The sequence below is a fragment of the Rhodoferax sp. genome, from assembly GCF_012927445.1.
Lineage (GTDB): Bacteria > Pseudomonadota > Gammaproteobacteria > Burkholderiales > Burkholderiaceae_C > Rhodoferax.
On sequence record NZ_JABBPD010000001.1, the window covers coordinates 133676 to 160147 of the forward strand.

Annotated in this window: 24 protein-coding genes; 6 read left to right on the forward strand and 18 right to left on the reverse strand. The window is 58.4% G+C overall.

Translation table 11 applies throughout. The features are described 5' to 3' along the window. Window positions 1–2: 2 nt before the first annotated feature. The 8 genes from HHJ17_RS00605 to HHJ17_RS00640 form a co-directional block, all read right to left on the reverse strand. Window positions 3–509, reverse strand: coding sequence for a hypothetical protein (locus tag HHJ17_RS00605; protein WP_296504640.1), 507 nt, complete (start codon window positions 507–509; stop codon window positions 3–5). Between the two features lie 163 nt (window positions 510–672). Continuing rightward, entirely contained in the window at window positions 673–2088 is a 1416-nt protein-coding gene (gene glnA, locus HHJ17_RS00610) for a type I glutamate--ammonia ligase (protein WP_296500074.1), read from the reverse strand. 209 nt (window positions 2089–2297) lie between these two features. After that, window positions 2298–3137: a molybdopterin-binding protein gene (locus HHJ17_RS00615; RefSeq protein WP_296504642.1), complete on the reverse strand. Its 840-nt coding sequence runs from the start codon at window positions 3135–3137 to the stop codon at window positions 2298–2300. After that, a complete protein-coding gene (locus HHJ17_RS00620; RefSeq protein WP_296504643.1) occupies window positions 3103–4002 on the reverse strand; it encodes an EI24 domain-containing protein in 900 nt (299 codons plus the stop codon). Before HHJ17_RS00620 ends, HHJ17_RS00615 begins: the two co-directional genes overlap by 35 nt. A gap of 39 nt (window positions 4003–4041) precedes the next feature. Further along, the gene (locus HHJ17_RS00625; protein WP_296504645.1) at window positions 4042–4998 is read right to left on the reverse strand and encodes a sterol desaturase family protein; all 957 of its coding nucleotides are present in this window, start codon (window positions 4996–4998) and stop codon (window positions 4042–4044) included. A 29-nt stretch (window positions 4999–5027) separates the two neighbouring features. Further along, window positions 5028–5822, reverse strand: a complete 795-nt coding sequence (locus HHJ17_RS00630) for a polysaccharide deacetylase family protein (RefSeq protein ID WP_296500608.1) — start codon at window positions 5820–5822, stop codon at window positions 5028–5030. Between the two features lies 1 nt (window position 5823). Beyond that, window positions 5824–6714: a YncE family protein gene (locus HHJ17_RS00635; RefSeq protein ID WP_296500610.1), complete on the reverse strand. Its 891-nt coding sequence runs from the start codon at window positions 6712–6714 to the stop codon at window positions 5824–5826. 168 nt (window positions 6715–6882) lie between these two features. Further along, a complete protein-coding gene (locus tag HHJ17_RS00640) occupies window positions 6883–7626 on the reverse strand; it encodes a 16S rRNA pseudouridine(516) synthase (protein WP_296500082.1) in 744 nt (247 codons plus the stop codon). A gap of 297 nt (window positions 7627–7923) precedes the next feature. Between HHJ17_RS00640 and HHJ17_RS00645 the strand changes: the two genes are divergently transcribed. Then, on the forward strand, window positions 7924–8379 hold the full coding sequence (locus HHJ17_RS00645; protein WP_296500084.1) for a ferritin-like domain-containing protein: 456 nt from the start codon (window positions 7924–7926) through the stop codon (window positions 8377–8379). A 110-nt stretch (window positions 8380–8489) separates the two neighbouring features. Here HHJ17_RS00645 and HHJ17_RS00650 read toward each other — a convergent pair whose 3' ends face one another. From HHJ17_RS00650 to HHJ17_RS00670, 5 genes are all read right to left on the reverse strand, one after another. Further along, window positions 8490–8795, reverse strand: coding sequence for a high-potential iron-sulfur protein (locus tag HHJ17_RS00650; RefSeq protein ID WP_296500086.1), 306 nt, complete (start codon window positions 8793–8795; stop codon window positions 8490–8492). Window positions 8796–8987: 192 nt separating this feature from the next. Beyond that, window positions 8988–10145: a BMP family ABC transporter substrate-binding protein gene (locus HHJ17_RS00655; RefSeq protein ID WP_296504647.1), complete on the reverse strand. Its 1158-nt coding sequence runs from the start codon at window positions 10143–10145 to the stop codon at window positions 8988–8990. A 66-nt stretch (window positions 10146–10211) separates the two neighbouring features. Beyond that, on the reverse strand, window positions 10212–11132 hold the full coding sequence (locus tag HHJ17_RS00660) for an ABC transporter permease (protein ID WP_296500612.1): 921 nt from the start codon (window positions 11130–11132) through the stop codon (window positions 10212–10214). Then, window positions 11132–12187: an ABC transporter permease gene (locus HHJ17_RS00665; protein ID WP_296500090.1), complete on the reverse strand. Its 1056-nt coding sequence runs from the start codon at window positions 12185–12187 to the stop codon at window positions 11132–11134. Before HHJ17_RS00665 ends, HHJ17_RS00660 begins: the two co-directional genes overlap by 1 nt. Then, on the reverse strand, window positions 12180–13751 hold the full coding sequence (locus tag HHJ17_RS00670) for an ABC transporter ATP-binding protein (RefSeq protein ID WP_296504648.1): 1572 nt from the start codon (window positions 13749–13751) through the stop codon (window positions 12180–12182). Before HHJ17_RS00670 ends, HHJ17_RS00665 begins: the two co-directional genes overlap by 8 nt. A 221-nt stretch (window positions 13752–13972) precedes the next feature. Here HHJ17_RS00670 and xdhA point away from each other — a divergent pair, with 221 nt between their 5' ends. Both xdhA and xdhB read left to right on the forward strand, forming a co-directional pair. Continuing rightward, entirely contained in the window at window positions 13973–15451 is a 1479-nt protein-coding gene (gene xdhA / locus HHJ17_RS00675; protein WP_296504650.1) for a xanthine dehydrogenase small subunit, read from the forward strand. Next, window positions 15448–17781, forward strand: a complete 2334-nt coding sequence (gene xdhB / locus HHJ17_RS00680) for a xanthine dehydrogenase molybdopterin binding subunit (RefSeq protein WP_296504652.1) — start codon at window positions 15448–15450, stop codon at window positions 17779–17781. The genes xdhA and xdhB overlap by 4 nt, the downstream gene beginning before the upstream one ends. Window positions 17782–17851: 70 nt before the next feature. Here xdhB and HHJ17_RS00685 read toward each other — a convergent pair whose 3' ends face one another. Continuing rightward, entirely contained in the window at window positions 17852–18391 is a 540-nt protein-coding gene (locus HHJ17_RS00685) for a Crp/Fnr family transcriptional regulator (protein ID WP_296504654.1), read from the reverse strand. A gap of 151 nt (window positions 18392–18542) precedes the next feature. Then, the gene (locus HHJ17_RS00690) at window positions 18543–19850 is read right to left on the reverse strand and encodes a glycerate kinase (RefSeq protein ID WP_296504656.1); all 1308 of its coding nucleotides are present in this window, start codon (window positions 19848–19850) and stop codon (window positions 18543–18545) included. Window positions 19851–20052: 202 nt separating this feature from the next. Between HHJ17_RS00690 and HHJ17_RS00695 the strand changes: the two genes are divergently transcribed. The 3 genes from HHJ17_RS00695 to HHJ17_RS00705 all read left to right on the forward strand — a co-directional run bounded on the left by HHJ17_RS00695 (window position 20053) and on the right by HHJ17_RS00705 (window position 23567). Beyond that, window positions 20053–20403, forward strand: coding sequence for a hypothetical protein (locus tag HHJ17_RS00695; RefSeq protein ID WP_296504658.1), 351 nt, complete (start codon window positions 20053–20055; stop codon window positions 20401–20403). Window positions 20404–21063: 660 nt separating this feature from the next. Beyond that, complete coding sequence (locus tag HHJ17_RS00700; RefSeq protein WP_296504660.1) at window positions 21064–22083, forward strand: hypothetical protein; 1020 nt, start codon at window positions 21064–21066, stop codon at window positions 22081–22083. Beyond that, window positions 22080–23567 (forward strand): hypothetical protein, encoded by a 1488-nt coding sequence (locus tag HHJ17_RS00705; protein ID WP_296504661.1) that lies wholly within the window; start codon window positions 22080–22082, stop codon window positions 23565–23567. Before HHJ17_RS00700 ends, HHJ17_RS00705 begins: the two co-directional genes overlap by 4 nt. A 313-nt stretch (window positions 23568–23880) precedes the next feature. Here HHJ17_RS00705 and HHJ17_RS00710 read toward each other — a convergent pair whose 3' ends face one another. Genes HHJ17_RS00710 through HHJ17_RS00720 form a run of 3 tightly spaced genes read right to left on the reverse strand, consistent with a single transcriptional unit; the run spans window position 23881 to window position 26472 of the window. Then, on the reverse strand, window positions 23881–24597 hold the full coding sequence (locus tag HHJ17_RS00710) for an ABC transporter ATP-binding protein (protein ID WP_296500105.1): 717 nt from the start codon (window positions 24595–24597) through the stop codon (window positions 23881–23883). 8 nt (window positions 24598–24605) lie between these two features. Next, window positions 24606–25376 carry an ABC transporter ATP-binding protein gene (locus HHJ17_RS00715; RefSeq protein ID WP_296500106.1) on the reverse strand — a complete coding sequence of 257 codons (771 nt, stop codon included), beginning with the start codon at window positions 25374–25376 and terminating at the stop codon, window positions 24606–24608. A 13-nt stretch (window positions 25377–25389) separates the two neighbouring features. Then, the gene (locus tag HHJ17_RS00720) at window positions 25390–26472 is read right to left on the reverse strand and encodes an ABC transporter ATP-binding protein (RefSeq protein ID WP_296500109.1); all 1083 of its coding nucleotides are present in this window, start codon (window positions 26470–26472) and stop codon (window positions 25390–25392) included.

Sequence of the window (26472 nt, forward strand, 5' to 3'; positions counted from 1 at the left end):
GCTTATTTTGCCGCAGCGGCGGGCGGAACTCGCCCGAGTTCGCGGCGAATACCGGCAATATCGCTTTCATTGCGCGCCAGACTGGCCTTGAGCTCGGCCACCCGGTCCAGGTACTTCTGGTAATTGCGTGCCTCACCGCCAATTTTTTCCGGCTCGCCGTTGTTGTATTCATTGAGCAACTCGGCTTGGCGGGCCTCCGCCTTCTTCAGCTCGGATTCCAGAATCCGGCGGGCATCCGAATCGCGCGACTTTTGCTCACCGGCGTCGACGCGCTGCCCCCCAGAAGGCGCCGCCGTCGACGTTGCCGCAGCCCGTGCCGGTGCTGACGCCGCAGGGCGGGTGCCCTGCACCACCGTCACATTGCCGCCGGCCACCAACTTGCAACCGCGCGTCTGCGCATTGGGCACCGTGTTGGTGTATTCATTGCCGCACCGGTAAATGCGTTCTTGGGCATAACTGTTGGCCACAAATAAAGTGGCCAGCAAGGGGATCAATAAAGCATATTTCATACGTATTCCGCGCCTCAAGGAAGTGCGCGGATAAGGGCGTCAGTATGCGCCAATTGCGCGCTCGTTAAAAAAATTCAAGCGTCTCAAAACAAAAAAAAGGACGGCGCAAGCCGTCCTTTTTTCCACAAGCTGCAATGAATTACAGCCAGCGCAGTTCGCTTGATTACAGCGAATAGTACATATCGAACTCGATCGGATGCGTCGCCATGCGCAAACGTGTCACTTCGCCCATCTTGAGCTCAATGTAGGCATCCAGCATGCTGTCGGTGAACACGCCACCTTTTGTCAGGAAGCTGCGATCGGCATTGAGGCAATCCAGCGCCTGGTCCAGGCTGTGGCATACGGTCGGCACTTTGGCATCTTCCTCGGGAGGCAGATGGTAGAGATCCTTGGTAGCGGCTTCGCCGGGGTGAATCTTGTTTTCCACGCCGTCCAGACCGGCCATCATCAGCGCGGCAAAACCCAGGTACGGGTTCATCAGTGGATCGGGGAAACGCGCTTCAATGCGACGGCCCTTGGGGTTGGCCACATACGGAATGCGGATCGAGGCAGAACGGTTCTTGGCCGAGTAAGCCAGCTTCACCGGTGCTTCGTAGCCAGGCACCAGACGCTTGTAGCTGTTGGTACCGGGGTTGGTGATGGCGTTCAGGGCACGAGCGTGCTTGATGATGCCACCGATGTAGTACAGCGCGAAGTCTGACAAACCTGCATAGCCATCGCCAGCGAACAGATTTTTGCCGTCTTTCCAGATCGACTGGTGCACGTGCATGCCGGAACCGTTGTCGCCAACGATGGGCTTGGGCATGAAGGTGGCGGTTTTGCCATAGGCATTGGCCACGTTTTGCACCACGTACTTGAGGATCTGCGTCCAGTCGGCGCGCTGCACCAGCGTGCTGAAGCGGGTGCCGATTTCGTTCTGGCCAGCGCCAGCCACTTCGTGGTGGAACACTTCAACCGGAATGCCCAGCGATTCGAGAATCAGGGACATTTCAGCGCGCATGTCTTGCGTGCTGTCCACGGGAGGCACTGGGAAGTAACCGCCCTTGACCGTGTTGCGGTGACCGCGGTTGCCGCCTTCGATCTTGGTGCCCGAATTCCAGGGTGCTTCGTATTCGTCGATCTTGAAGAAGGTGCCCGACATGTCGGTGTTCCAGCGCACGTCATCAAAAATGAAGAATTCTGGCTCTGGACCAAAGAAGGCGGTGTCGCCCATGCCGGAGGCTTTGAGGTAGGCCTCAGCGCGCTTGGCAATGGAACGTGGATCGCGATCATAGGCCTTGCCGTCACTGGGCTCGACCACATCGCAGCTCAGGAACATCGTGGTTTCTTCAAAAAACGGATCGATGTTGGCGGTATTGGGATCAGGCATCAGCTGCATGTCTGAGGCTTCAATGCCCTTCCAGCCAGCGATGGACGAGCCGTCAAACGCATGGCCCGAGCTGAATTTATCTTCATCAAAATGGGAAACAGGCACGGTAACGTGCTGTTCTTTGCCACGGGTATCGGTGAAACGGAAGTCAACAAACTTGACTTCGTTGTCTTTCACCATTTTCATGACGTCTGCGACGGTCTTGGCCATCAAATACTCCTGGTTGGATCGTTGTTAAAAAGTTACGTATCAGCGAATGCAGTTTTTGTGCCAATAGCGGCGACCGGACAAATCTGCCTAACCCTGTATTCTGCCTTGAGTTTGAGCCAGATTGAGACATCAAGTAAGGAACATGACTCGGCATTCAAAAATAGACGCACCAATATAGTGCGAATTTATTTCACATCAAAGTGCCTGCGCTAATTTCGCACCAATTCAGGGCCAAGCTTGGCGTTAAAGCCCTGCAAGCCGGCCAGAAGAGCCGGATAGGCCTGAGCCACCAGACCCGGCTCGCCTTTGACACCCAGTTCAATATGGCGCCCATATTGCGGGTGATCCACGCTGGGCAGGCTGAACACCTTGACACCGGCATAAATGCGCTCAAGTTCTTGCATCAGCGGTGTCAACATGGCTTCCATGGCCCCCATCACAATGACCGATTTCTCGATCCAGGCAGCGGTCCGAAACAGATGCGGGTAATGCGTGTCGAGCACCCATTCGATCATGGGCCAGGCCATTACCGGAAACCCGGGCACAAAGTGAACCGAGCCATAACTGAAGCCCGGAATCTTATTGAAGGGGTTGGGAATGATGTGCGCGCCCAGCGGAAACATGCCCATATTCAGGCGGTGGATGTTGTCTGGGTGATCCGGGTCAAACACGGTGCCCTGTTCTTTGGCCATGTCCTGCATGCGCTCCCTGATCAGGCGGTTGGCTTGGGGGTGCAGCGCTAGATCAACGCCTGTGGCTCGGGCAGCGCATTGCCGGGTATGGTCGTCCGGCGTGGCGCCAATGCCGCCACAGGAAAACACCACGTCGCCGGAAGCGAAGGCGCGCTTCAGGATGGCGGTAAGCCGATCCGGCGAGTCGCCCACATAGTCGGCGTAATCGAGTTGCAGGCCCCGGGCCTTGAGCAATTCAATCACCTTGGGCAGGTGCTTGTCGGCACGTTTGCCCGACAGGATCTCATCCCCGATGATGATCAGGCCGAAACCGGGCGCAGCGCTAGCGGGAAGTGGTGGAGCCGGAAGGTGTGTCATCCTGCAATATTACCGCCTGTCCATCGATCGCTGTCGGCACCTCAGGGACGGCCGCAGCAGGCACCAAGGCCGCCTCGGCCCGCAAAGAGCGCAGGGCCGCCAGACAGTAATGCGAAAACCACAGGGAAGAAAACGCAAAGACCAGCGTATAGATCCAGATCGCCAACGGCACCAAAATCACAAAGGCGGCCGCCAGCAGCGCACCCGAGGCCCAAATCAGGCTGGGCGCAGCCCCCAGAAAACCACAAAGGACGCCGATGCCCAGCAACCATCCACGATGCCGGCGAAAGATCTCGCGCCGCTCCTCCGGGCTGGCATGTTCGGCCAAGGCATCAAACGCCATCACACGATAGGTCAGCCAGCCCCAAATCAGTGGCGGCAACACCAGAATCAAGGGTGGCACCAGCCACAAGGGGATTGAAATAATCAGCGCAATCAGGGCCAGCAGGGTTGAACCCAATGACCACAGCAGACTGAACATGACCGAGCCACCCCGTTTGCGCTCCAGCTGGGGGAAACGCCGCTCGGCCACCAGCAGCGTCAAGGACGGCGTCATCAAGACCGCCACCACCAGCATCGACAGCACCACAATGACAGGAGTGACTGCAAAAATCACAATCAGGGGGGCCAGCACCATCTTGAGACTGCCCGCCCCCACACTCTGCAACCAGGCCCACACGTTGTTGACGAGCAAGGAAGATTCCAGTGTGACGCGCACCCAGTCCAGCGCACTTTCCCAGAAAAAATAGCCCAAGCCCAGCATCAGCGCCACCATCAGCAACAGCGGCAGGAAAGACAGGGCGATCACGCGGGGACGCAGGCAGTACGTCACCGCACGCCAGAAGGAATCAAGAAACAGGTTCATGGAACGAGCATACCCCGATCCGGCAGGTTCACTGCCAGTTCAGACTCGCCCGGCCAGCCGCTTGAGGCCGAGCCACTGCTGGGCCCAGAAACCGCGTCCATAGTCACGCCCCTGCTCTACCTGGTCACGCACGCCGGTGGGATCAAAACGAAGTTCAAAATTGGCGGTGCCAAACAGCATGTCCCACCACGGCAGCAGCACGCCAAAATTGTGCCCACCGAGCGTGTGCTTGCCCGCCGATTCATGCCCGATGCCAACGCTGTGGTGCAGGCGGTGAAAACGCGGACTGATCCACAAGCGCTCACCGATTTGTCCAAACCAGATCCGCACATTGGCGTGTTGAAAACTTTCGCTCAACTGGGTCAATGCCACGATAGCGACAAACTGGCTAGGGGCAATGCCGATGAGCTGCGCCACCACCACCACAATGACGTCCCGAATCACATCATCCAACAGATGGTTGCGGTTGTCGCTCCACATCGTCACCTGACGCTGGGCATGGTGCAAGGAATGCAGTTGCCACCACCACTCAAACTGGTGCTGGCCCCGATGAATCCAGTAATTCAGCGCATCCATCACCAGCAGGTAAAGCACCAGACTGACCAAGGCCTGATCGGTCACGCCAGGCCACAAGGTATCCAACTGAAAGGTATCAAACCCGGCCACCCGCAGCGCACCAAACAAGTTGTCAAACACGGTGTCGAGCGAAAAGAACAGCACCAGGCGAAACAGCCCGAGCCGGTGAATGACGGTGTAGAGCATGTCAACGCGCACCGCGGCACGGTCCGTCACCGCCTCGACCGGGCGCCAGCGCTGCAGCGGTCCAATAATGGCAACCAGAACCGCAAGCTGAATCAAGCCGACCAAGAGCCAGCCGGTGGCGTTGTAGCCGTCGACCAGCAAATTCCCCATGCCCAAGGCAAACATCAGGGGCTGGACCAGGGACTCAAACAGCCACGACTGGGCGTCTGAAAATACATTGGCAAGAAAATCCATCGGCAGTTACCCTCCGGCTACGACGCCAACTACCGACCCGCCGCCACCCAGGCGCTGTAGGCCGGGTGGTCGCGCAAGGTGGCAAAGCAAAAGCCCTTGTCTTTGAGGCCCATGATGAGCGGCTCCAGCACGGTGGGCGCCCACGGGTCTTTGCGCGACCAGATGCCCAGATGCGCCATCAAAATATCACCGCGCTTGATGTCGCGCAGCGCCTTCTGGAGCAGGGCGGCATTGCTGAAGCGTTCGCTCGACAACTCGTCGCCCATAAACCCCGCCGCCGTCCAGCCGACGTGCTCAAACCCGCACGCTTTGGCCGCGGCCAGCAGCCGGGGCGATGTTTTACCGCCCGGCGCGCGAAACAGGGGCAAAGGCTTTTTGCCGGTGATCTCAAACAGCCGCTCATTGGCCTTGGTAATTTGTTCACAATATTTTTTAGCGTCCCAGATGAACTCCCGCCCCTCTGTGGTACCGGCAGAAGGTTGCATGCGGAACTTGGGTTCAGCGCCGGCAACGTCGCCACGAAAGTAGACATGGTCATAGGTGTGGGACGCAAACTCATGCCCCTCCGCCGCCCGGGCCTTCCACCACGGCGCCCAATGATTGCCCAGACTGCCATCGCCCGCTTTGGTGCGCTCATCCGCCGCAAAAAATGTAACTTTGACATTTTGCCGATTGAGGACCTCGGCGACCAGCGGAGCAATGTCCATGTGGCCGGTATCAAAGGTCAGATACAACGAGTTCTTACAGGCATTTACGGCGCCAGCCCCCGTCGCATAAGCGAATACAGCTATTGAAACAATAGCTGATCGAAGAAAGACCGACATCTTATTGACGGGCAGCATGATCCAGCGTCCAAACGCCATGCGGGGACTTGCCAACATTCACCTGCCGCACCACCTGGCGCGTCCGGGTGTCAATCACGGTCATCTTCTTGGCCCAGCGCGACGCCACATAGATGAAATGCCCATCGGCCGTCAGGTCCATGCAATCCGGCCCGCTGGGTGCGGGATAGCTTTCCACGACCATCATGGTCTGGTAATCGATTTTGCTGATGGTGTTGGCCACCCGGTTACTAACAAAGACGTGGCGTTTGTCGCCGGCGCCGCGAAAAGCGTGCGCACCCTGCCCGGTTTTGATAGTTTTAACCAGCCGCGGTTCATGCCCGGCAACGTCATACACCTCAACGCCTTCGCCGCCCGTCAAGCCGATCAGCAAAAACTTGTCATCCGGCGTGCCAAACACGTCGGCCGGCATGGCGCCGGTCTTGCCGCGCCATTTCAGGGTTTGGGTGGGGAGGTCGATGACCACCAGTTCATCGCTGTCCTGCATGGTGGCAAAGACGGTGCTGCTTTTGCTATCGATCCAGAGGTGGCTGGGGGTCTTGCCGGTGCCAATCCGCTTGGCCAGGGCCAGATTAACGCCGTCCCAGCGGTAAATATCGACGTGGTTGAGCCGGTTGGCCACGGTGACGAACCACTTCATGTCGGGTGAAAAGCGCAACTGGTAGGGATCAAGAATACCGTGCACGGTGCGCTGCACCTCGGCTGTTTTCGGATCGACAAACAGCAGGGAATCACTCAGCGCGTTGGCGATGATGAGGGACTTTTCATCGGGCGTGAGGTACATGTGATGCGGCTCTTTGCCGGTCGGAATGCGCTTGGTCTCTTGCCAGCTGGTGGGGTCAATCACACTGACGCTGGCCTCCAGCGAATTCATCACAAAAATGGGATGGGGCTGGGCGTGGGCCGAAAAAGACCCGAGAGCAGCCCCGCCAAGCACCAAAGCTGTCGACAAATGGGCAAAAAAACGGACAGGAAAACGGAAGAAAAACAGCACAACAAGTCACTCTTTGGGAGAAGCCCCGATTGTAGAGGGCGGGGTGCCTCAGGCGGAGATGCTGGTCAGATCAGACTCGCTCAACCAGCGCCACTGGCCCGGGGCCAAGTCGTCGGGCAGCCGCAAGCCGCCAATTTGCGAGCGGCTCAAAGCCTCCACCCGGTTGCTGACCGCCGCTACCATGCGTTTGACCTGGTGGTATTTGCCTTCGGTCAGCGTCAGACGCAGATGATGGCTGGACACCGCCTCGCACGCCGCCGCCCGCACCGGTTTCGGGTCATCGTCCAGCACCACGCCCGCCAGCAGCTTGTTCACCTGCACCTCGTCCAGCGGATGTTTCACGGTCACTTCGTACACCTTGGGCACATGATGCCGCGGCGAACTCATGCGGTGGATGAACTTGCCGTCATCGGTCAACAGCAACAGCCCGGTGGTGTCCTGGTCAAGCCGCCCGACCGCCTGCACGCCCTGCACCGCACCTTTTTGCGGCCGCAAACGCAGCGGCGACGGCAGCAAGGTGTAAATGCTGGGATGGGTCGAGGGCTTTTGTGAACACTCCGTGTTGGTGGGCTTGTTCAGCATCACATAGGCTTTTTCATGGTACGGCCAGTCCACGCCCTGGACCCGAAAGCGCAAGCCTTCCGCTATAAATTCAGTAGCTGATTGCGCACAGAGGACGGGGGCTAGCGCCTCATTTGACTCATAAACCTGCACCAGACCCTGCTGAACCAGGCCAGCACACACGCGGCGGGTACCAAAACCCTGGGAAAAAAGAATATCTTGTAACTGCATGCCCCGAGTATCGCAAAGCCTGGTCGACCCCCGCAGGGTGGCCTTAAGCCAACGCACGCCCTGTTGGATCAAAAAATAATTAACAGACAAGAATTATTCTCATTTAGAATCCACTGATGAACTCTTGCTCTCCCTTGCAAAAAATGGATTCATGGTTTGCTTCAAATGCCATACCGCAAGCAAGTCGCAGCATCACGGCGGTTTATGACGGAAGAGTTGGAAGCGCAAAAACAGGGTTTGTTTAATGGTCTGAATGCTTAAGAATATGGATCCGATTTAACTTTACTGGAGCACAACATGGACGACGCAAAGAATCAAATCGCAATTGACGCCCTCAACCGCATCATGGAGCTGGAACTGGCAGGCGTTGTGAAATACACGCATTACTCGCTCATGGTTTACGGCTACAACCGCATTCCGATCGTTTCCTGGCTCAAAAGCAATGCGCAAGAAGGTCTTGACCATGCCCACAAGGCGGGCGAACTGGTGACTTTGCTGGGCGGCCACCCCTCTTTGAAGATTGGGGCCCTGCTTGAAACGGAAAAACACGACATCGGCGACATTCTTCATGAAAGCCTTGTCCATGAAAAAACCGCCCTCGCCGCTTATTACGATCTATTGAAAATTGCCGAAGGAAACTCCGTCTTGCTTGAGGAATACGCCCGGGAAATGATCGTTCAGGAAGAATTGCATCTGGATGAAGTGAACAAGATGCTACGCAGACCGGGCGCCATTGAGCCGTTCAAAGCGTAACCATGCACCACGATGCGCCAGCCAGCCTGACGCGACGAAAAAAAGGCACCTTACGGTGCCTTTGATGGTTCAGGGGAGCCCTTATCTCCAGCGCCCTGAACGAGCCAAACTTAGGCCTTCTTGGCGTAAGCGCTGCACCAGCCTTTGGCGGCCACTTGCTTGCCAGCAAACAAGGGGCAAGGACCAGCAGCAGCGCCGGCTTTACCTTGGTACAAGGCGCAGTTGGCGCAGTTCTGGCCAGCAGCAAACTTGGGGAATTTAACCTTGTCTGCCTTGGTAGCATCCGCCTTGTAGCCGAGTGCTGTAGCCTGGGCATCAGTTTCAGCGACCATGGCACCTTGGGCCATAGCGTTACCGGCCAGCAAGGCAGTGCTGGCAAAACTGATTTGAGCAATAAATTCGCGACGGTTGGTCATGGTATGTTTCCAGAGTTGTTAATAACAGGCGCACGCTGCACGAATCGGCGCAGTTGGTGACACCCGGTATTGTGATCCATTCGTTTGGGCTTATTAAAAAACCGACCCCAATACCCGGCTAATCCAGTCAGGTGCTGCCGCCCCAAACAAAAAAACCGCCCGAAGGCGGCTTGTCAGACCCGTTGCAATCAATTACTTATTGCCAGGCACCTTGCCCTCGACGCCCTTGACAAAGAAGTTCAAACCACCCAAAAACTTGTCATCAGCAACCATGTCCTTGGCAATCTGCATCTTGCCGGTATTGTCGGCAATCGGGCCTTTCCAGATGACAAAACTGCCATCGGCGAGGCCTTTTTTGACTTCATCCACCCGGGCTTTGGTCTCAGCCGGCACGTCTTCTGCAATGGAGACCAGATCGATCGCCCCTTCCTTCACCCCCCACCAGGTGTGGGAGCCGCCGGTCCATTTGCCGTCCAGGACTTCTTGCGTGGCCTTGATGTAGTACGGACCCCAGTTGATCACGGCAGACGCCAAATGCGCTTTCGGGCCGTAGGCGGTCATGTCGGAATCCCAGCCAAAAGCGCGCTTGCCTTTGGCCTCGGCGGCCTTGAGCACGGCCGGCGAATCGGTATTTTGAAACAAGATGTCAGCGCCACCGTTCATCAGCGAGGTGGCGGCTTCGGTTTCTTTCGGCGGGTCAAACCAGCCATTCACCCACACCACTTTGGTCTTGATCTTGGGATTGCTCGACTGGGCGCCCAAAGTGAAGCTGTTGATGTTGCGGATCACTTCCGGAATTGGCACCGAGGCCACCACGCCCAGCGTGTTGGTCTTGGTCATCTTGCCGGCGATCACCCCCGCCATATAGGCCCCTTCATAGGTGCGGCTGTCATAGGTGCGCATGTTCTCGGCCTGCTTGTAGCCGGTGGCGTGCTCAAACTTGACATCCTTGATGTCGGCGGCCACTTTCAGCATCGGCTCCATGTAGCCAAACGTGGTGCCAAAAATCAGCTTGTTGCCTTGGCTGGCCATGTCGCGAATCACGCGTTCGGCGTCGGCCGATTCAGGTACGTTCTCGACAAACGAGGTCTGGATCTTGTCACCGAATTCTTTTTCCAGCGCTTTGCGGCCGTTGTCGTGCGCAAAAGACCAGCCGCCGTCGCCCACCGGGCCCACGTAGGCAAAAGCAATCTTCAGCGGCTCCGGCTTGGGCGCCGGGGCCGAGGCGGCGGGCGCAGGCGTCGGCGCCGCAACCGGCTCCTCCTTTTTGCCACACCCCACCAGCGCAGCGGAGGCCACGGCGGTGAGGGCTGCGATTTTGAGTAGCGAGCGTTTTTGCAGGTCAGTCATGTCAAATCCTTCTTGAGAGGGGGTGGCGACAGGGTTGAAAAAAGTTCAGTGATGAACCAGGGGAAATCAGGAACCAGGGTAGAAAGGTTTGCCAATCGAGGTCGGCATGTTGATGCGAATCCAGTGCGGATTGCGCGAAATAAGCGCCAGCACCACGATGGTCGAAACATAGGGCAACATGGTCAAAAATTGGCTGGGCACCTCCACGCCAATCCCCTGCAAGTGAAACTGCAGCATGGTCACGCCACCAAACAAATAGGCCCCCAGCAGCACCCGGGCCGGGCGCCAGGTGGCAAACGTGGTCAGGGCCAGGGCGATCCAGCCTTTGCCGGCCACCATGCCTTCAACCCACAAGGGCGTGTAAACAATCGAGAGATAGGCGCCGGCCAGGCCGCACAGCGCCCCGCCGGCCACCACGGCCAGCAGGCGGATGCGGCGCACCGGGTAGCCCAGCGCATGCGCCGACTCCGGGCTTTCGCCAACACTGCGCAACACCAGTCCGGCACGGGTGCGGTACAAGAACCAGATCATGCCCAACGCCAACACGACCGTCAAATACACCAGCGGATGATGTCGAAAAAATGCCGGGCCCAGCAACGGAATGTCGGCCAGATAAGGAATGGCAAAGCTGGGCCGCGCCGGAATCTTCTCCTGCACATAGCCGATGCCGACAAAGGCAGAAAACCCGGCCCCAAACAGGCTCACCGCCAGGCCGGTGGCGTATTGATTGGTGTTGAGCCAAATCACCAGCCCCCCAAAAATCAGGGCCAGCAAAGCGCCCGCGCCCATGCCGGCGGCAAACCCCAGTACATCACTGCCGGTGTGGACGACGGCGGCAAAACCGGCGATGGCGGCGCACAACATCATGCCCTCGGCGCCGAGGTTGACGATGCCGGCCTTCTCGTTGATCAACAGCCCCAACGAGGCCAGGGCGAGCACGGTGCCAGCGTTGAGGGTGGCGGCGATCAGCAAGGCGTAGGATTCCATCATTTCTTCCACTTCAACCGGTAATTCACCAGCGTATCGCACGCCAGCAAGGTGAACAACAGCAAGCCCTGGAACACGCCAGTCAGCGACTTGGGCAATCCCAAACGTGACTGTGCGAGTTCACCGCCGATATAAAACATGCTCATCAGCAGGGCAGAAAACACCATCCCCACCGGGTGCAAGCGCCCGACAAAGGCGACGATGATGGCGGCAAAACCGTAGCCGGCCGGCACATAAGAGGTCAGCTGTCCAATCGGCCCGGCTACCTCAAGGGCACCCGCCAGCCCGGCCATGCCGCCCGACACCAACAAGGCCACCCACAAGGCGCGGCGTGAAGAAAACCCGGCATAACGGGCCGCCGCCGGGGCCAGGCCCCCCACTTGCTGGGCAAAGCCGGCGCGGGTGCGAAACAAAAATATCCAGATTCCGACAACGCCAATCAACGCCAGAAACACGCCAATGCTGACGCGCGAACCGTCAAACAAGCGTGGAATGCGGGTCACAAGATCGAAGGTTTTGGTCTGCGGAAAGTTGTAACCCTGCGGGTCTTTCCAGGGGCCGGACACCATGTAGCTGAGCACCTGCACCGCCACATACACCAGCATCAGACTGACCAGAATTTCGTTGGCGTTGAAACGATCCCGCAGCCAGGCGGTGATGGCGGCCCAGAACATGCCGCCCAAAACACCGGCCAGAATAATGGGAACCACAATCCAGCTGCCGGTGGTTTTGTCCGCCAGCAGCGCCACGCCGCTGGCGGCAATGGCGCCCAGCACATACTGGCCTTCGGCGCCAATATTCCAGACGTTGGAGCGAAAACACACCGCCAGCCCCAGGGCGATCAACAGCAAAGGCGTGGCCTTGACGGTCAATTCACCGAGGGCATAAGCGCTGCGGATCGGCTCCCAGAAAAACATCTGTAGTCCGCTCACCGGGTCTTTGTCCAAAGCGACAAACAGCACGACACCAATCAGGACCGTGACCAGCAAGGCCAGCACGGGCGAGGCCAAGCTCCACAGTTTGGAGGGTTGCGGCCGGGCTTCCAGCTTAAGCATGCTGACCTCCGACCAAATCAGTTGGGGCGAGAGAAGCCAAGTGTTCTTGCACCTCCTCGTGCCACAAACCACTCATCCAGGCGCCGATTTTTGCCACGCTGGCGTCCCCGATCGGTACCGCGGGCGACAGCCGGCCGCGGGCAATCACATGCAGCCGGTCGCTCAGTTCAAACAACTCGTCCAGTTCTTCGCTGACCACCAGCACGGCACAGCCGGCATCGCGCAAGGCCAGAATTTCGCCGCGAATCTGTGCTGCCGCTCCCACATCCACGCCCCAGGTCGGCTGCGACACGATGAACAGGGTGGGCTGGGCATCAATTTCACGGCCGACAATGAATTTTTGCAAATTGCCGCCCGACAGCGAACGTGCCGCTGCGCGGGGGCCGCCCGCTTTCACGTTGAAGCGTTTGATGATGTGCGCCGCATGGGTTTCGAGTTGCCGCACTTTGATCCAGCCACCGGCAAAGCGCGGGCTGGAAATGGCTTCATGGCGCGTCAACAACAGGTTGTGCGCCAGCCCCAGCGTCGGCACCGCACCGCGACCGAGCCGTTCTTCCGGCACAAAATGCAGGCCCAGCTTGCGCCGTCCCCCCGGATGCAGGCGCGACGCATCGACCGCCCCGATCCGGATTGACCCCGGACTTGAGCGCACATCTTCGCCCGACAGGGCGTACAGCAATTCTTTCTGGCCGTTGCCGGACACCCCGGCAATGCCGACAACTTCGCCCGCCCGCACCTCCAGCGTGATGCCGTCCAGGTCCACGCCAAACTGGTCTTCGCGGGCCAGCGTCAAGTCTTGCACCTGCAGCACCGGCACGCCGACCTTGGGCGCGCGCCGCGTCAGCAAGGGCGGCTCGGCACCAATCATCATTTTGGACAAGGAGGCGTTGGTCTCCTGGGCCGGATTGCAGACCCCGGTCACCTGGCCGGCGCGCAGCACGGTACAGGCGTTGCACAACTCGCGAATTTCATGCAGCTTGTGGCTGATGTACAAAATGCTGCAGCCCTCAGAGGCCAGTTTTTTGAGCACCACAAACAGCTTCTCCACCGCTTGCGGTGTCAGCACCGAGGTCGGCTCATCCAGGATCAGCAGCTGCGGGTTGGTCAGCAGGGCGCGGATGATTTCCACCCGCTGCATCTCGCCCACGCTCAGCGTGTGCACCGGTCGGCTGGGGTCGATGTCCAGCCCGTATTCCGACGCTTTGGCGGCGATGCTGTGCGTGACTTCGGCCAGACTCAAGCGCTTGCTTAAGCCCAGCCAGACGTTTTCGGCCACCGTGATGGTGTCAAACAGGCTGAAATGCTGAAACACCATGCTGATGCCCAAGGCCCTGGCTTCTTGCGGGTTGCGAATCAGCACCGGGCGGCCATTGAACACCACCGTGCCGGCGTCCGGCTTGACCGCGCCGTAGATGATTTTCATCAGCGTCGATTTACCGGCGCCGTTTTCGCCCAGCACCGCATGGGTCTCGCCCGGCATGACCGTCAGCGACACGTCGCGGTTCGCCACCACGCCGGGGTAACTTTTGGTGATGCCCGCCAGATGCAGTCGGGGGCTTGTCATGGAGCGGGTGATTTCATTTTGGGTCACAGTATCGGCCGATGGCCATCACATGCAAAGTTGATGCCAGAATAATTAAAAGGAGGACCGTCGCCCTGCATCGGCCGGGCGCAAACCTTGCTTGCTTTCGCCGGGACCGAGGTCCTATGCTAGCCTAAACAGCAACGCTCACTTCGAGTACTTCATCCTGCTTTTTTATGACCCTCGCGCCCAAGGACCTGCCCATGAACCACCCAGTCATCCAATTTGTGCGGCGTGGCGAAATTGTCTCGCTGCGCGATGTACCGCCCACCCGCACCCTGCTGCAGGTGTTGCGTGAAGACCTGCATTGCACCGGCACCAAAGAGGGCTGCAACGAAGGCGACTGCGGCGCCTGCACCGTGGTGCTGGGGAAAGCGCAGGGCAAGGGCGAAAACCAGCGCATCCACTACAGCGCCGTCAACAGCTGCATCCGCCTGGCGCATTCGGTCCATGGCCTGGCGCTGTGGACGGCCGAGGACCTGGCCGCAACGGGCGGCACGCTGCACCCGGCGCAACAGGCGATGGTGAACTGCCACGCCAGTCAATGCGGCTTTTGCACCCCCGGTTTTGTCATGAGCCTGTTTGGCCTGTACCAAAACCACGTCGCCCTGGGGGACACCGTGACCCGCGAACTGGCACAGCAAGCGCTGTCAGGCAATCTGTGCCGCTGCACCGGTTACCGGCCCATTCTGGACGCCGCACAACACATGGCCCAGCTGCCCGCGGTGCCGCTGGACGAATCCGATTTGCTACAAAAATTAGAGCTACTTGCGCAGACAGGACGGGGGCTAGAGGCCAATTCTTTGTATATTTCACCCAACACCCTGCCCGCCCTGCTGGCGGCCCGGGCGGCACACCCCGATGCCCAGTTGGTAGCGGGCTGCACCGATGTGGGGCTGTGGATCAACAAACTGCACAAGCAGTTTGCCAAGGTGCTGGATGTGACGCGCGTGCCGGCGTTGCGCAACATTGAAGACGACCCGCACCACATTGCGATTGGCGCCGCCGTCACCTTGACGGACGCTTTTGCCGCCCTGGTGGCCGACCGGCCCCAGCTGCACACCTTTGCCACCCGCTTTGCCGGGCTGCCGGTGCGCAACTCGGGCACGCTGGGCGGCAACGTGGCCAATGGCTCCCCAATTGGCGACTCGATGCCGTTGCTGATTGCGCTCGGCGCCCAGGTGGTGCTGATGAGCGAGCGGGGCCATCGGGCCATGCCGCTGGAACAGTTCTACACCGGCTACCGCCAAAACATGCTGGCGGCGGACGAGGTGCTGGCCTGGATCAAGGTGCCCAAAGCGACGCCGGGCGAGCTGTTGCGGGTTTACAAAATCAGCAAGCGTTTTGACGACGACATCTCGGCTGTCTGCCTGGCGATCAAGCTGCATTTGGCAGATGGCAAAGTGGCGCAAGCCTCCATCGGCGTCGGCGGTGTGGCCGCGACCCCCGTGCGGGCGCTCCAAACGGAAGCGGCCTTGCTCGGCCAAGCCTGGACGCTGGACACGGTGCAACAGGCCATCAGCACCCTGCGCGGTGAGTTTGCGCCGATCTCGGACATGCGGGCCTCCGCCAGCTACCGGGTGCAGGTGCTGGGCAATCTGCTGCAGCGCTTCTGGCTGGAGAGCCAGGGAATGGAACAGATCAACCTCGACGCCTTCACGCTGGCCGGAGAAAACACATGAACATATCCCAACCACTGCTGGCGCCGGTCTGCGGCACCTCCCCCGCGCACGAGAGCGCGGTAGCCCAGGTGGCCGGCGCTGCCACCTATGTCGACGATATTCCCGAGGTGCGGGGCACGCTGTACGCGGCACCGATTCTTTCCACCGTCGCGCACGGCAAGTTACGCGGGGTTGATGCCGGCGTTGCGCTGACCCTGCCGGGTGTGCGCGGCGTGATTCTGGCGCGGGACATTCCCGGTGATCCGATGCTGGCGGCCTTTGCCGGAGACGAACCGATCTTCGCCACGGACACGGTGCAGCACATCGGCCAGGTCATTGGCGTGGTGGTGGCGGACAGCGTGATGCAGGCCCGCCACGCCGCGCGCCAGGTCAAACTCGATATCGAAACCCTGCCCGCGGTTCTGACGATCCAGGATGCGCTGGCTGCACAGAGTTATGTGCTGCCGCCCGTTTTTGTGAAGCGCGGCGACGCGGCACTGGCCTTGTCCCGCGCAGCGCACACCTTGAGCGGCACGCTGGAAGTCGGGGGCCAGGAACATTTTTACCTCGAAGGCCAGGTCGCCTACGTGTTGCAGCAGGAGCAAAACCAGTGGCTCATTTATTCCAGCACCCAGCACCCGGGCGAAGTGCAACACTGGGTGGCGCACGCCTTGGGGCTGGACAACCACGCCGTGCGCGTGGAATGCCGGCGCATGGGCGGTGGCTTTGGCGGCAAGGAAACGCAAGCTGGGCATCTGGCGGTGTGGGCGGCCATCGCCGCCCACAAACTCAAATGCCCGATCAAGCTGCGGCTGGACCGTGACGATGACTTCCTGATCACCGGCAAACGCCACCCGTTTGCCTATGACTACACCGTGGGTTTTGACGACACGGGACGCTTGAGCGGGCTGCAACTGATGATGGCCGCCAACTGTGGCTTCAGCGCCGATCTGTCCGGCCCGGTGGCCGACCGCGCCATTTTCCACAGCGACAACGCCTACTTTCTGGAAGACGTGGCGATTGCGTCTTACCGCTGCAAACTCAACACCCAGAGCCACACCGCGTTTCGCGGCTTTGGTGGGCCGCAAGGCATGATCGTGATTGAAAAAATCATGGGCGACATCGCACGCCATCTGGCGCTGGACCCGCTGGCGGTGCGCCTGCGCAACCTGTACAGCGAAGAGTTGACCAGCGGCAGCGCGACCACCCCGCGCCAGGCCCGCAACACCACCCACTACGGCATGCCGGTGGAAGACAACATCCTGCTGCCTCTGCTATCAAAATTAGAGCTGTCCGCGCAGTATCGACGGCGGCGCGAGGCTATTTCTTCATGGAACGCCTCCAAATCGGTGATCCAACGCGGCCTCGCCATCACGCCGGTCAAGTTCGGCATCTCCTTCACGGCCACGCTGTTCAACCAGGCCGGGGCGCTGGTGCACGTTTACACCGACGGCAGCATCCAGGTGAACCACGGCGGCACCGAGATGGGGCAAGGCCTGAACACCAAAGTGGCGCAAATTGTGGCCGACGAGTTGGGCGTGTCCCTGGATCGCGTGCTGACCACCGCCAGCGACACCAGCAAGGTGCCCAATGCCTCGGCCACCGCCGCCTCGGCCGGCACCGACCTGAACGGCCGCGCAGCCCAGTTTGCGGCGCGCCAGGTGCGCGACAACCTGAGCGCCTTTGTGAGTGGGCTGGATGGCTGCGACGCCAGCGCCATCCAGTTTGCAGGCGGCCAGGTCTTCTCACCCAGCACCACGCGCCGCTTTGACGCGGTGGTGAAACTGGCCTACGCCAACCGCATCCAGCTCTGGAGTGACGGGTTTTACCGCACGCCCAAAATCCACTACGACAAGGCCACCTTGACCGGCCGGCCGTTTTATTACTTCGCCTATGGCGCCGCCTGTACCGAAGTTGCGATCGACACCCTGACGGGCGAGAGCCGCGTGTTGAAAGTCGACATCCTGCACGACGTCGGTCGCTCCATCAACCCGGCCATCGACATCGGCCAGATTGAAGGCGGCTTTGTGCAGGGCATGGGCTGGCTAACGACCGAGCAGCTGGTGTGGAACCAAGAAGGTGCGCTGAGCACGCACGCCCCCAGCACCTACAAAATACCGACCGCTGGCGATGTGCCGGAACACTTCAAGATCGATCTCTGGCCCGAACCGAACCGGGAAGACAACGTGTTTGGCTCCAAAGCGGTGGGCGAGCCGCCCTTCATGCTGGCGATCAGCGTGTACGAGGCGCTGCGCGACGCGGTGGCGCAGGCACGCGACGATGGTCAGGTGGTGAAATTAATTGCGCCGGCGACGGCAGAGAATGTGTTGCGGGCCTTGCTGGACAGTTGAACTTGAAGTCGCGCCCGCGCGTGACCGCGACCTAGTTAGCGGCAAACTGGTTGCCGCTTAACTGCTTAACTCACACGCCCGCCAGCGACCGCAGCCCTGACGGGTCCACCAGATTCAGAATCCGGCCCGAGCCGCTGATCAGGCTGCGCTCGCGCAAGTGGCGCAACACGCGGGACAGCGTCTCAGGCGCAATGCCCAACTGCGCGGCAATGGACCGCTTGCGCTGCTGCAGCAACACGGCCATCACCCCTTGGTCGCCAGTCTGCGCATGGCGCAGCAGCCACTCGGCGCAGCGGGCCTCGGCATCTTTTGCCAGACGGCTCACCGCCAATTCGGTCTGCTGGCGGTGCGCCCGGGCCACATCGTGCAACACGGCCTGGGCAGCCTCTGGCATGTCGGCCAGCGAACGACGAAACTCCGCCACCGGCACACGCCGCAAACAGACTTCGGTTTCCGCCACCGCATCGACGGCATTGGGCAGATTGAGCACCGCCGATGTCGCCTCCAGCCAGCAGGGGCCAACCACCACGCCCAATTGGTGCTCCATGACGTCACCGTCCATCACACCCAAGGCGACGCGACCCGACTCCAGGTAATAAACCCACGGCATGGAAACCGCACGCCTGAGCAAAGACCCCCCCCGCGCAACAACTTGTTTATCAACGGAGGAAGGAGGGGTTTGGTCAGAGAACATGGGCTTGACTGTGACGTGCTTGCCCCCTTTAAACCTTGAGCGAAATCAAATAACCCTGCGGTAACACTTACAAAACCAGCACAGCGCGGAAATCATTCACATTGGTGAACGTCGGCCCGGTGGTGACCAGATCGCCCAGACCGGCGAAGTAGGCGTAGGCATCGTTGCGGTCAAGATAGGCGTCAATTTTCAGTCCCTTCTCGAGCGCCCGGCTGAGCGTGTTGGGCTCGACCCACGCGCCGGCGTTGTCTTCGACCCCATCAATGCCGTCGGTGTCGGCCGCCAGCGCGTACACTGACGGCTGCCCCTGCAGCGCCTGGGCCAGCCCGAGACAGAATTCCCCGGCCCGTCCACCGCGCCCACGCGCCACACCGGGTGGCTGGGGCCGCACCGTCACGGTGGTTTCACCACCACTCAAAATCACACAGGGGCGTTGAAACGGCTGCCCTTTGTTCGCCACGGCACGCGCCAGCGCCGCATGCACCTTGCCCACCTCGCGCGATTCGCCTTCCATTTCATCGCTCAGGATGTAAGCCGCCACACCGGCGGCGCGGGCCGCCTCCGCGGCAGCGTCCAGCGACTGCTGGGGCGTGGCGATCAGGTGAATTTCATGCCCGGCAAAGGCCGGGTCACCGGGTTTGGGGGTTTCCAGCGCCCCACTTTGGAGTAAATCGGCCACAGGCCCAGGCACATCAATGCCATAGCGCTTCAAAATTAATAGCGCATCGGCGCAACTGGTGGCATCCGGAACGGTCGGCCCGCTGGCGATGATGGACGGGTCATCCCCGGGTACATCGCTGATGGTCAGCGTCACCACCCGCGCCGGAAAGCAGGCCTGGGCCAGACGCCCGCCCTTGATGCGGGAGAGGTGTTTGCGCACACAGTTCATCTCGGCAATGTTGGCGCCACTGTGGAGCAGGGCTTTGTTAATGCGCTGCTTGTCTTCCAGCGTCAGCCCTGCGGCGGGCAGCGTGAGCAAAGCGGAGCCGCCGCCCGAAATCAGGCACAGCACTAGGTCGTCTTTCGTCAAGCCTTGCGTCAGCGCCAAGATGCGCTCAGTGGCAGCCAGTCCGGCGGCATCGGGCACCGGGTGGGCGGCCTCCACCACTTCAATGCGCTGTTTCAGGCCCGGCGGGCGCGGTGGAATGTGCTGGTAGCGCGTCACCACCAAACCATCGAGCGCCGCATCTGGCGGCCAGAACGCCTCGACCGCCTGCGCCATGGCGCCACCGGCCTTGCCGGCCCCCAGCACCAGGGTTCTGCCTTTGGGCGGTGGCGGCAGGAACGCGGCCGTGTTGTGCAGCGGCAGCGCTCGCCGCACGGCCACGTCATAAAGATGTTCAAGAAACTCGCGCGGGTGGGTGACAGGGTTCATGGCGTGGACAGGATGAAGAGTAGGTTTGGGGGGCAAAACGGACGCTGCACCGATTATGGAATGCAGCGACTTGTCGTGCATTTGTGAGTTTTCTGTTGCAAGCGTGTGCCGATGTAAAACCCGGGCATGAACACCGCAAAAAACGTTAAATAATCGGAAACACGGTCATACTTGAGTTTCTTAACTTACCAAGGAACTGCTCATGAAGTTATCTGCATTCACCCTCCGCATGCTGTCCGCGATGACGGTCCTGGCTGCTGCCAGTTGGAGCACGTCTGCCTTTGCACAAGCTGCCGAGGGCGCGGCCGCCCCAGACAAAGCCGAAGTAAGCGCGCCAGGTCCTGTCGAACGGGCTGAAAACGCCACCAAGAAAGCAGCCAAAGCCACGGTAAAAGCAGGCGGCAAAGCCGTAGACGCCACCAAGAAAGGCGTCAAAACTGCGGCGGATGCCGTCACCCGAACTGGCAAGAAAATCGACGCCAAGATTCCCCGCACCAAGGCATACAAGAAGAGCGAAGAGGATCAGGCCCAACCAACGCCTGACGCCAAATAGAAAACAGCTGATTGGTCAGTCAAAAAAGCCCGCGCAAGCGGGCTTTTTCATGTGCATGGGGGATTACTAGGCTGTTGATTCAAGAAAACCTAAAAATCTAATCCTGGGGTGGCTTCTAACGGATTGGTTAATGGCTGTTTCAGACTGGGAAACGACATAAAGTTATCAAAACTGCTCGCTTCATAGCCGACACTGGCATTGGTAGCTCAACCCAAGTATGGCGGCCATTATTTCCACCGCCGATGCATCACTGCATTGCCTCTGGATCGCACTGCTTGTCCGAATCTATGAGGTGTTCTTGCTGGTATACCCGGTATGCGGTGGTCAGATAGGGTTGATCGCGTTCATCACAAACGGTGCCGAAGTGCACAAGATTCCGGAGCAAGCACATCGAGGTGGATGCCCAAGCCCCGCATATCACTCTGGCGCGTGGGCCACCGCTGCGGGACAACTGTGATGTGCCGGTGGGTGTGAATGCACAGCCTGATTGGGATCTAACGGATCAAATGGTCCTAGTTACGAGGTCGATCAGCGCATCAACTAGTGACAGGCTGTCCAAGCCGGCGATTCAGAATTGCTGCGGCCGGGGTTGCACATGGCGTACCGGACGTACCCGTAATTGATCGCAGAGCCAGTGTATTTGTGGTGAATTTGCCAAATATGGCATCGCTGATCGACGGTGCGATACTTGGTCTCATACAGTTGAATTTTCTATCTGTTCCAACAAGGAATAGAAATCTCTTTTCCCAAGCCCCCTCAGATGTACTGTTCGATGATTCAAATTCGTGTAGAGAAAACAAAGGGACTCGCGTGAAACGAAACGGAAGATCAAGCTTTAACGATGTAAATCACAAAACATTTCATGTTCGGATTGCACAAAAACTGGCCCTACGCCAAACAAAAAAAGCGATTCCCAGTATCGAAGACTTAATTTGTGGATTGCCGATAAAAGGGACCCCCTATGTTGACAACGACTATTCAGGTCTAGTTGACAGACTAAGAGCTGATCTTGCCGAATTGCATCCACAAATTCAAATAGTAGCGGGGAAAAAATCAGGCTTACCGGCATCGGCTGTATTTCCATTTCTTGCGCGAAAGTTCCTCGAATTGGCGTTGACAGCATTGCTCGCGAGACTCGATCCTCTTCGTGTGATTGCCGCAAGAAAGAACCAAAAAGATATCTCCTTTGAACTAGGGCGGCAGAACTCGTCGTCGGTATCTTGGACAGGTGACATTCTTCCAAACAGAAAAACGCCCACTGGGACCATATGGTGTGCTAACAATCTTGATAAAGGGGTGGAAAGAAGCTTTCTCGGGTGGCACTTTGGAGAGGTCGCGATTGAGCCAGGCCTAAGTTGGCTCGCGGACGCAGAAATCACCCAGTCTGAGTGGCTTCGTAAACTTAGCGCTCAGGAGAATCCATTTCACTGGATAAAAGGGCAACTCGCTCGGGTGTACAGCAGCTTATCGAAGGGCGTTCATGCTGAGTATTTGCTCGATGACAGCACTGCTTTTGATCAAGCATCAGTCCAACAATACATGCAGGACTGCTACATGCTTGTGCTATTGCTTGCCACGGCCTCCCACGTTAGCCCGCTCTTTTCGAGATCTCTGCCTGCGAAAACCGCGTTGCTGGCGCTTCAGAAATTTGAAAATCAAATCACCGCTGAGAAAAAATGATGATATCTATCGATGAAATTGGAATGAGGATTGCATCTGAGGATTTCACTGCCGCCGAGTTCGGCCAGTTTCATCTATTTTCGCAAACAGATGAACAAGTCATACGCCGTCTTATTGTGCCAGGGCCCGTTTTGCTTAGAGGACCGCGCGGAAGCGGGAAGAGTGCCTACATGCTGGAAGCGCACCTGCGAATCAGAAGCACTGAGTCAACCACGTTTTCAGCTTATATCAGTCTTCGCCACTTCCCTTTACTGTCAGCTAAGGCAGATGAGTATTTACCTGTCTTGGTACCTTTTGTTGCAGAACTGATTAAAAAGGAAGTCGTGGATAGAGGCATGCAATGCCCTGAGCAACTCGAATCCGTAAAAACAATCGCTGAATTGAATGTGGCTTTAAGCACGTTGGGCGCAAAATTGCAGCGTCGTATTGTCATCATGTTTGACGACGTAGCACACATTGGGCGAGAGACGTCACTCGCGGGATTTTTCGATTTTTTCCGCACTATTTCTTCAAATATTGTTTCCTGTAAAGCAGCAATATATCCTGGCGTTACGAAATTTGGTGCGCGCTTTGACTACTACAGCGATGCGACTGTTGTGGAGGCGCAGCGAGATGAGAGGGCACCTGACTTTGGGGAATTCTTTAGTCGGCTCTTAGACGCCCAGCATCCGCAACTAGTTTCGAGATCCGAAACAAAGCTGCTACCCATATTGGCTTTGCTGCTCGGCAGAGCAGTACTCGGTAACGTGCGCGCGTTCAATGCACTCTGCACGCATCTTGGCGCCTATCCGCGGATTACGGTGCAGTCGGTTGGCGAAGGCCTGAAATGGTTGGCTAGCGACTACCTCTATCCTGCATTGGAAGAGCTTCAAACAAAACTGGGTGGGTACAAGCCTTTGCTTAGCGTCGCAGAACAAATTGCTCCAATTATTTTTGATGACTGTGGCAAACGTGGGGTGAACGCAATGATTGTTCACCGCGAGCATATCCAACGAATTGGGAAAGTGTTTGAAATATTGGAGTACTCAGGCTTTATAGCAAAACGAGAGGCGTCGCGTTCTCTAACCAAAAGCGCATCGGGCCGAGGGCCAAGATATGCCCTTAGTCTAGGTCCACTTTTTGAGCAGATACCTGGAAAGACGTTATCGTATGAACTAATTGCGAGCCTACTTCGTGTCACGGTATCGAACGAAGAGCTTGTTGAGTATCCGCCAAACTCTCAATTGCAAAAGTTTAGTTGTCCAGAACAACTCGATGACAGTGAGCTGGATATCCTATCGTTACCAATATCTGATCTAGCGGTCAGCGACGCCATACCCTATGGGCTGACCCCGTTGATGATTGCATCCCTTCAAAACGCCAAACTTAACACGGTTGAAGACGTCGTTAAAGTCTCCGTTGAAGGTCTCAAGCAGCTACCGCAAATTGGAGACTCAAAAGCTCGCCGAATTCGAAATGCGGTAGAGCAAGCCATCTGGATGTGACCGTCTGCATTGTGATTCGATCGAAATTTGGCCGCCTATCATTTAATTTAGCGAGTGAGACCTGTCGAAAATTTGCTGGGTTTCAAAAACAAGGCGTAGGTGGCCCAACTGCAGGCCAAACACTTGCGATTGAACTTCCACAAAGCAGCAGATGGTGACCGTCTGCTCCCGCTGCGAAACAGTCGCTCACTATCCCCTGGAAACTCCAAACATCATCTGGACCATTCAGCTTGAAGTCCCATCCTTTGGGCCAACAGCGTAGTAAAACCCGTACACGGCGCCATGGTCAACGTGGCGCTACGGCTGCACAGAGTTACTCGCCCAAATAGGCGGCCCGTACCTTGGGGTCGTTGAGCATTTCTTTGGCATCGCCCGTCATGGTGACCAGGCCGGACTCCATGACGTAGCCGCGATTGGCAATGGCCAATGCGCGGCTGGCGTTTTGCTCGACCAGCAGCACGGTGACGCCCTGCGCATACACATCCCGCACCACTTCAAAAATCTTGTCAACCATGATCGGCGACAGCCCCATCGACGGCTCGTCCAGCAGCAGCACTTTGGGGCGGCTCATCAAGGCCCGGCCCATGGCCAGCATTTGCTGCTCGCCACCGGACATGGTGCCGGCCAGTTGTTGGCAACGTTCTTTCAGCCGTGGGAAGATGGTAAAAATCTTTTCGATGTCCACCAGAATATCGGCCTTGTCGTCGCGGATGTAGGCACCCATTTGCAGATTTTCAATGATGGTCATGCGGGTGAATACGCCGCGCCCTTCCGGCACCATGGCCAGGCCCTGCTTCACCAGATCCCACGGCCCTTGGCCGCGGATGCTTTTGCCCAGGTACTCGATGTCGCCATCGTTCATCGGCAGGGTGCCGGTGATAGCTTTCATGGTGGTGGTTTTGCCCGCGCCGTTGGAGCCGATCAGCGATACCAGCTCGCCTTCGCGCACTTCAAAGTCCACGCCCTTGACGGCCTGAATGCCGCCGTACGCCACTTTGAGGCCCGTTACTTTGAGAAGAATGTTTGTCATATTTGTTCTCAGTGAGCGCTGGTGCCCAGATAGGCTTCAATTACTTTTTCGTTTTTCTGCACTTCGGCCGGTGTGCCTTCGGCAATCTTTTTGCCATAGTCCAGCACCGTCAGACGATCGCATAAACCCATCACCAGCTTCACATCGTGCTCGATGAGCAAAATGGTGCGGTTGTCATTGCGGATTTTGGAAATCAGTTCGCGCAACATGATCTTTTCGGTGGCGTTCATGCCGGCGGCGGGTTCGTCCAGTGCAATCAGTTGCGGATCGGTCGCCAGCGCGCGGGCAATTTCCAGCCGACGCTGATCGCCGTAGCTCAGGGTGCGGGCTTTGTAGTCGGCCAACTTACCAATGCCGACATAGTCCAGCAGCTCGTGGGCACGCTGGGTAATGGCGGCCTCTTCGGCCTTGAAACCAGGGGTGCGAAAGATGGCGCCGAGCAAGCCCGAATGGGTGCGGATGTGGCGCCCCACCATGACGTTTTCCAGCGCCGTCATTTCAGAGAACAAGCGAATGTTCTGAAACGTGCGCGCAATCCCGGCTTTGGCCACTTGATGCACCGCCGTGGGCTGGTAGGTCTTGCCCGCCAGCTCAAAGCGGCCACTGTCTGGCGTGTAGAGACCGGTCAGCACATTGAAAAATGTGGTTTTGCCCGCGCCGTTCGGCCCGATCAGGCCATAGACCTGACCCCGCTTGATGCTGATACCGACATCGCTCAGGGCCTGCAGGCCACCGAATCGCTTGGAAACGCCGGAGACGTTAAGTACAGTGTCTGTCATGTTCGTTCCGATTTCATTTCGTGTTCTGCAGCGACTTGCCATGATCGGGCGAAGGCCACAAGCCCCGCGGCCGCAGCAGCATGATGCTGATCATGGCCACCGCAATCAGCAGCTGACGCAGAATGGACGCATCGAGTCGGCCATCGGTCATCGATTGCAGGGGCCCGGCCACATAGCGCAACACCTCCGGCAAGGCCGACAGCAACACGGCCCCCAGAATGACGCCCGGCAAATGCCCGATGCCGCCCAGCACGACCATGGCCACAATCATCACCGACTCCATCAAGCTGAAGGACTCGGGCGAAATGAAGCCCTGAAACGACGCAAACATGGCACCCGACACGCCGCCAAAGGTCGCGCCCATGCCGAAGGCCAGCAGTTTCAGGTTGCGGGTGTTGATGCCCATCGCTTTGGCAGCGATTTCATCTTCGCGAATCGCCATCCAGGCTCGCCCGACGCGGGACAGTTGCAGCCGGTGCGAAATCAAAATACTGAACAGGACCAAGGCCAAAAACATGTAGTAGTAGAGCGACACCGACGCCAACTCAAAGCCGCCGATGGTGATTGACTTGCCCAGTTCAAACCCGAAGAAACTGATGGAATCAATCTGATTCAGTCCCTTGGGGCCGTTGGTGATATTGACCGGATGGTCCAGGTTGTTCAAAAAGACCCGGATGATTTCGCCAAAACCCAAGGTCACGATGGCCAAGTAGTCACCGCGCAAACGCAGCGTGGGCGCGCCCAACAGCACGCCAAACACGCCCGCAATCAGTGCAGCCGCCGGGATCACCACCCAGATGGGTGCGTGCATCCCATCCGGGAACATGGCCGCAATCATCGGAAAAGTCTCGGTCAGATGCGGCGAGGCCAGCAGGCCGTACATGTAGGCACCAATGGCAAAAAAGGCCACGTAACCCAAATCAAGCAGACCGGCATAACCCACCACAATGTTGAGCCCCAGGGCCAGCAACACATAGAGCAGCGCCATGTCGGCAATGCGAACCCAAGCATTGCCAAAGCCCTGCAGCAGCAGCGGCAAAATCAGCAAGCCCGCAGCAGCCAGCAGAAAGAGGAAGATTTTTTGTTGTTGCTTCAT

Coding starts and splice junctions, on each gene's coding strand:
- HHJ17_RS00605 (WP_296504640.1), bottom strand. CDS start 509: ATGAAATATGCTTTATTGATCCCCTTGCTGGCCACTTTATTTGTGGCC.
- glnA (WP_296500074.1), bottom strand. CDS start 2,088: ATGGCCAAGACCGTCGCAGACGTCATGAAAATGGTGAAAGACAACGAA.
- HHJ17_RS00615 (WP_296504642.1), bottom strand. CDS start 3,137: ATGACACACCTTCCGGCTCCACCACTTCCCGCTAGCGCTGCGCCCGGT.
- HHJ17_RS00620 (WP_296504643.1), bottom strand. CDS start 4,002: ATGAACCTGTTTCTTGATTCCTTCTGGCGTGCGGTGACGTACTGCCTG.
- HHJ17_RS00625 (WP_296504645.1), bottom strand. CDS start 4,998: ATGGATTTTCTTGCCAATGTATTTTCAGACGCCCAGTCGTGGCTGTTT.
- HHJ17_RS00630 (WP_296500608.1), bottom strand. CDS start 5,822: ATGTCGGTCTTTCTTCGATCAGCTATTGTTTCAATAGCTGTATTCGCT.
- HHJ17_RS00635 (WP_296500610.1), bottom strand. CDS start 6,714: ATGAATTCGCTGGAGGCCAGCGTCAGTGTGATTGACCCCACCAGCTGG.
- HHJ17_RS00640 (WP_296500082.1), bottom strand. CDS start 7,626: ATGCAGTTACAAGATATTCTTTTTTCCCAGGGTTTTGGTACCCGCCGC.
- HHJ17_RS00645 (WP_296500084.1), top strand. CDS start 7,924: ATGGACGACGCAAAGAATCAAATCGCAATTGACGCCCTCAACCGCATC.
- HHJ17_RS00650 (WP_296500086.1), bottom strand. CDS start 8,795: ATGACCAACCGTCGCGAATTTATTGCTCAAATCAGTTTTGCCAGCACT.
- HHJ17_RS00655 (WP_296504647.1), bottom strand. CDS start 10,145: ATGACTGACCTGCAAAAACGCTCGCTACTCAAAATCGCAGCCCTCACC.
- HHJ17_RS00660 (WP_296500612.1), bottom strand. CDS start 11,132: ATGGAATCCTACGCCTTGCTGATCGCCGCCACCCTCAACGCTGGCACC.
- HHJ17_RS00665 (WP_296500090.1), bottom strand. CDS start 12,187: ATGCTTAAGCTGGAAGCCCGGCCGCAACCCTCCAAACTGTGGAGCTTG.
- HHJ17_RS00670 (WP_296504648.1), bottom strand. CDS start 13,751: ATGACAAGCCCCCGACTGCATCTGGCGGGCATCACCAAAAGTTACCCC.
- xdhA (WP_296504650.1), top strand. CDS start 13,973: ATGAACCACCCAGTCATCCAATTTGTGCGGCGTGGCGAAATTGTCTCG.
- xdhB (WP_296504652.1), top strand. CDS start 15,448: ATGAACATATCCCAACCACTGCTGGCGCCGGTCTGCGGCACCTCCCCC.
- HHJ17_RS00685 (WP_296504654.1), bottom strand. CDS start 18,391: ATGCCGTGGGTTTATTACCTGGAGTCGGGTCGCGTCGCCTTGGGTGTG.
- HHJ17_RS00690 (WP_296504656.1), bottom strand. CDS start 19,850: ATGAACCCTGTCACCCACCCGCGCGAGTTTCTTGAACATCTTTATGAC.
- HHJ17_RS00695 (WP_296504658.1), top strand. CDS start 20,053: ATGAAGTTATCTGCATTCACCCTCCGCATGCTGTCCGCGATGACGGTC.
- HHJ17_RS00700 (WP_296504660.1), top strand. CDS start 21,064: ATGGCATCGCTGATCGACGGTGCGATACTTGGTCTCATACAGTTGAAT.
- HHJ17_RS00705 (WP_296504661.1), top strand. CDS start 22,080: ATGATGATATCTATCGATGAAATTGGAATGAGGATTGCATCTGAGGAT.
- HHJ17_RS00710 (WP_296500105.1), bottom strand. CDS start 24,597: ATGACAAACATTCTTCTCAAAGTAACGGGCCTCAAAGTGGCGTACGGC.
- HHJ17_RS00715 (WP_296500106.1), bottom strand. CDS start 25,376: ATGACAGACACTGTACTTAACGTCTCCGGCGTTTCCAAGCGATTCGGT.
- HHJ17_RS00720 (WP_296500109.1), bottom strand. CDS start 26,472: ATGAAGCAACAACAAAAAATCTTCCTCTTTCTGCTGGCTGCTGCGGGC.